Genomic DNA, 5195 nt, shown 5'->3' on the forward strand with positions numbered 1-5195 from the left:
TTCGCAACATCCAGATTTCCGGAGACCAGGGGCGTCTTACCTCAACGACACACCGGCACGCTGACCAGGCATTGCCCCCTCAAGCTCGAAGAGCCTGTATGAGCCGGGTGGGCAAGCTCCCCACACGGGAATCGACGATGTGCGACGGGCGATTCGGGTGGTGCTACCGCGGAGGTGACAGAGCTGACGCCGACGGGGCTTAGAAGACTGATCGCTACATGTGATGCTCGAGGTTCACAGCTGTTCGAAGTAGGTCCTGATGGATTCAGCCATCAGACGACGCCTGTGTTCGAGAAACTCGGGATAGTTCGCTGACGCCACATCCTGTACATCCTGTGGTATCGCATTCTCCCGCAGGTTGTCTTGTAGGTCCTCAAGTGTGGTGATCTCGCCCAGACGGAGATCGCCGGATTCGATCTGCTCCAAGATCTCGGCCATGTACTTCGTCGGAGGCTTGTTGCCGATGCTGATATTGATGGCTGTCTCGGTCAGCGCGAAGTTTGCGACTTGGTTGTAGTCGCTGCGGTCCGGGTAGCCGTTCTTCTGCAGGTAGTCCTTGGGCACGATGTGGTGAATATCGCCGGACTGCTGATGCATGGCTGCCACTGTGACCGCTTTGGACAGGAAACCGCGCGCGGACGACGACACCTGTGCGGCGAGAAATGTCTGGAAGAACGGGCTTGCGGCGCTGGTTGTGTCGAGGGCGAGCGGAAGTGCGGCGCTCCAGAAGTCGTCGGTGAGTTCGGATTCTTCGATCTGCTTGAGGTATGCCGCAGCCCCGATCGCGCGGATGCGCCGCATGTCTTGTTCCCAACGGGACTCGAAGCTACCCGAATGGCGTGCCGTGAGCATCGATATCACGAACCAGCGCTTGACTATTCGTCGCCGTTCCCCTTCCGCGAGTGAACTGTCTGCCCGGAGCTGAAGGTAGAGGGCATAGGCGAAGTTGAGGGCGTTCTTCGAACCGATCATTCGGGGAGAGATGAAGCCAGCCGACTTGATCACCATGACGAAGTTTTCGAAGTTGTACTTCTTCACCATTTCGAGCAGCGCCGATTCGAGCGCGTCGTATGCTCGCGGGATACGCGACTCGTCGACTTTTCGGGTTTCGGGGTCGCGGCCGGAAAGCTCACTGACGATCGACGCAGCTTTTCCGCGGCTGAACCCAACCAGACCGGCCACGCGAATCATGTCGTTGTAACCGGGGTCGTAGAGATCCTCGGAATCGTCCTTGAGCCACGAGATCGCCTTCAGGTAGGGGGTGCCGGCGAACTCGGTGTCATTCGCCTCGATGTCGCCGTAGGCGTGCGGCGCGACAGCCAGGTGGCAGAAGTAGTCGATGAGCTTGCGAATGTTACGGCCACGCTCCCCGTAGGTGGCGATCTTACTCATGGCGAAATCGGCGCTACTCAATGGCACGCCCTTGGAGTTGATGCGGATGAAGATCTCGGAGACGGTCTCGACGTCCAGATCATCGTTGAGCGAGATGATTCCGATCTGAGCGTTCTTGATCGCTTCCAGGCGCGAGATCGACTGCTCGGCCGCTGTGTGGTCAATGTTCGGATTTGCGTCGAAGTAGTTCTTGACGAAGGCATACGTCGAGTTCGCGCTGAGGAGTTCGCTGACGTCGGAGATCCATTCGGGGTTCTTCGCGATCACCGGCGTGAGAGTCGCGAACTCCTCTGTTACGGGATTGAACGCAATCGTGATTCGGACCTGCTTGTATCGCTTGTTGACCACTTTGAGCCCGGCGACCGCTGCACGGAGAGCGGTGATGCGCTGCTGGCCATCGATCAGGATCTGCTGATGAGCCGCAGTTTGGCCGCCCTTCAGATGGGCGCCGACGGATTGCCAGGTGATGAGGTAGCCGACGGGGTAACCCTTGTACAGGGAGTCGAGCAGATCTCGCACCTTGACGCTGTCCCACACGAACGGGCGCTGCAACTCCGGGATGGCGATCTGTTCACGTCGAACGTCCTCGAGAAGTTGGGTGACGGCGGACTGCGTGACCTTGTACTTCGACATACCGACACCTTGCTACAAGATGCGGGAGAATCCCAGTGCTGAGCGTTCCGCGGAACGCCCGGGTATGTCCGTTTTGTCGGTACCCGTCGTTACCCTGACGCCTGTCACAATTCAACCCTGGTCAAGGGGGTATCGATGTCGGTCAAACATATCCACGAGTTCGATCGGTCAGGGCCGATGGTCGTGTTGGATGACACGCCGCCGGCGACGTTTGAGTCGGTCTTCGATGAGCGGCCGCTGGACCAGTTGTCCGACGACGAGTTGTGCGACAAGGTGGCGGGCTTCGCGTCGCAGATCGCGTCGCTCACCGCGCGGTGGCTCGTGATGCTGGTCGAGTTGGATCGGCGTGGCACCTGGGCAAATCAGGGGACGGTGTCGTGCGCGCATTGGTTGTCGTGGCGGACTGGGCTCTCGGTGCGCACAGCACAGGAGCACCTACGGATCGGGTATGCGCTACAGGATCTTCCGTTGATAAGCGAGGCGTTCGCTGCGGGCCGGCTGACGTACTCGAAGGTGCGGGCGTTGACGCGGGTGGCGACGGCGCAGCGGGAGAAGGAGTTGTTGAGCGTGGCGTTGTCCGTCAACGCATCTCAGCTGGAGCGGTTGGTGCGTGAGATGCGGGGGATCGATAAGGCCGAGGCCGCCGACGGCAGTGGGCAGGAACCCGAGCCGGTCGAATCGGAGGGGCGGTGGTCATGGAATGAGGACGGATCGCTGGAGGTCTCGTTGCGGCTGAGTTCGCTTGATGGCGCCCGATTCTTGGCGGGCGTGACGCGCACCGAGTACGAGCGCACCCGCACGGCTGGCAGCGCCGACGTTCCGCGGAACGCTCTGGACCCAGGCGGACAGGGTTCAGATACCGAACGCGAGGAGTCGCCGCAAGAGGTGAACAGCGTGTGGCGTGGTGCGCCGCGCAATGTCGGGCCGGCGGTGGTTGCCATGGCCGAGGCGATGGCGACCGACTCCAAGATCCCCGAGATTGTGCGTGGCGCGGAGGTGGTGGTCCATTCGCGCGTCGATGACGAGGGTGTCGAGTACGCGCACGTCGATGATGGTCCGCACCTTGATCACGCCGACCATGGTGAGGCCGAGTGCGGGGCGGCGGTGCGGGCGGTGACCTCGAATCGTCGGGGTGCGGTGTTGCGGTGGGGACGTAAACGCCGACTTCCGACGCATGCATTAATGCGGGCGGTGTTCAGTCGTGATGGCGGCTGTCGGCACCCCGCGTGTGGCCGAACGAAGTTTCTTCATGCGCACCATGTGCGCGAGTGGAGTCAAGGAGGCACGACAGACCCCGACAACCTGATCATGTTGTGTTCGACCCATCATCGGGCGTTGCACCGAGGGCTGTTCAGTATCACCGCGCATGGCAAGCAGCGCTTCACCTTTCACAGTCCCGACAAGGCGGTGATGGCAGAGGCGCCGGCGATGGGCGCACCTTCCGGGTGGGAGCCGAATCGCACGGTCGGGTTGAACGCGACCCAGCCGGTCGGGTGGGAGCCTATGGATCTCGACTATGTGACCTAGGTGCTCTACTACTCATGGAACTCTTCGGAAGCCGTTCACGACGTCGCCGCGTGAGGACCGGCAGGCCGTTCCTCCGCGGGTTCAGCGCTCCCCCACTCTCCTAAGTAATCCCTGCGCGAACCCGCAGACGTTTGACGTGCTCGAAGAGCACAATGAGGGCATGTGGATCAGCAGCACCCTCATCGCCGACTGCGAGCGGGTGCTCAACGGTGCCGAGACGAAGCACGACGTCGCGCGCGTGGAGGCCGGCGTTTTGCAGGGCGAGGTGGAAGGCCAACTGCACCGGTTGCTGGACGTAACGGCGCTGTACGAGCCAGGTGGCCGCGCGCCGTGCACGAGTATCGACGATGTGCGACGAGCGCTTCGGGTGGTGCTGGGTTGAGTGGTCTTGCGGGCGATCCGCTCAGTTTGGGGCAGAAGCTGGTTGCCGTCCTCGAAGGTGGGCGGCGGACCGCGACGTACAAGCTGGCGGTGATGGTCGCCTTGCTCGACATCGCTGTCGAATCCGTGCCCGACGATCCTGACGCCGAAGTCGTCGTGAATCTCGACAACCTGACCTACCGGGTGATGGATCTGTATTGGCGGCAGCTGCGGCCGCTGGATGGGCACGTGTTGCGGCAGTCGAATGATGGACGCGGAGTTGTGTTTCGCGCCGTGGCGGAGCTCAAGGACGCAACTGGATCGGTTCGGCGGGACGTTCAGCTGGACGTGGCACGGGTGCAAGCGCCGGAGGTGTACGCGCAGTCGGTTGCAGCCGTCAAGGACAACCTGGTGCGCTATCCGCTGAAACTGCTGCAACGGGTGCGAGCCGAGGCTTCGTACAAGTGCTTCCTGTACGACGACTCGTGGATGGGAAACTCATCCGCCAAGCTACTTGCTGAACACGACAACAGCTTTCGGCTGTTACCGGGTGTCGGATTCACCCTTGCCCGGCTCGCGCCGCTGCTGAAACCCGCGTTCCAGTTGGCCTGGGTGGACGATGTGCGGCGGATGAACAAGGGAATCCTCGACGAAGGGCCAGACCTCGCACACCACCTGTTTGGTGCGGAACGCGTGGGGCTGAGCAAGGCTGGCGGCGTGCTGGCCGAGGAGTTCGGGGCCGAGTGCTTCTATTGCGCAACGTCTTTGCGGGCGCAGCGCCACGTCGACCACATCCTGCCCTGGTCGCGGGTGGGAATCGACGGCCTGTCGAACCTGGTTCTTTCGTGTCAGAGGTGCAATTCGTCGAAGTCGGACTTGTTGCCAGACGTCAAGTATGTGCGGCGGGCGTTGGAGCGTGGGGAGGACAAGCTTGCCGCGCTGGCGGACTCGATCAATTGGCCGAACCAGTACGAGCGGGTGAAGTCCGCGGCACGCGGTTTGTACGCGACTCGACCAGATGGTTCGCCAATCTGGTTGGGGCGGGACTCGATTGAGACGTTGGGACGTGTGGATTTCGAGTGGTTCTGAGGATGTCGAGCAAGCGCGGTTGATGCTTGCGATGCGTGGAGGTGAGTGAACATGGCGTCGGTGTCTACTGAGTTGCCGCTTCAACTGTCGAGCGACGAATGAGCCTCCCCAGTTTGAGTGGACACCTGAGATAGCGGGACGAAGGGTCCTGCTGGAAGGATGTCTACATGTCCAGGGCTCGTCGGTCGTTTACG

4 protein-coding genes are annotated in these 5195 nt (G+C 61.6%); 3 read left to right on the plus strand and 1 reads right to left on the minus strand.

All coding sequences use genetic code 11. The annotated features are described in order from the left end of the window. Positions 1-234 precede the first annotated feature (234 nt). On the minus strand, positions 235-2025 hold the full coding sequence (locus ACZ4TW_RS23760) for a GmrSD restriction endonuclease domain-containing protein (RefSeq protein WP_465546959.1): 1791 nt from the start codon (positions 2023-2025) through the stop codon (positions 235-237). Between the two features lie 135 nt (positions 2026-2160). On the opposite strand from ACZ4TW_RS23760, the gene ACZ4TW_RS23765 reads away from it, so the two are divergent. From ACZ4TW_RS23765 to ACZ4TW_RS23775, 3 genes are all read left to right on the plus strand, one after another. After that, the gene (locus tag ACZ4TW_RS23765) at positions 2161-3552 is read left to right on the plus strand and encodes an HNH endonuclease (protein ID WP_465546961.1); all 1392 of its coding nucleotides are present in this window, start codon (positions 2161-2163) and stop codon (positions 3550-3552) included. A 160-nt stretch (positions 3553-3712) separates the two neighbouring features. Continuing rightward, a complete protein-coding gene (locus ACZ4TW_RS23770; protein ID WP_465546963.1) occupies positions 3713-3934 on the plus strand; it encodes a hypothetical protein in 222 nt (73 codons plus the stop codon). A 26-nt stretch (positions 3935-3960) separates the two neighbouring features. Next, complete coding sequence (locus ACZ4TW_RS23775; protein ID WP_465546965.1) at positions 3961-5001, plus strand: HNH endonuclease; 1041 nt, start codon at positions 3961-3963, stop codon at positions 4999-5001. Positions 5002-5195: the final 194 nt, after the last annotated feature.

It is taken from the genome of Agromyces sp. NPDC029043 (assembly GCF_055564615.1).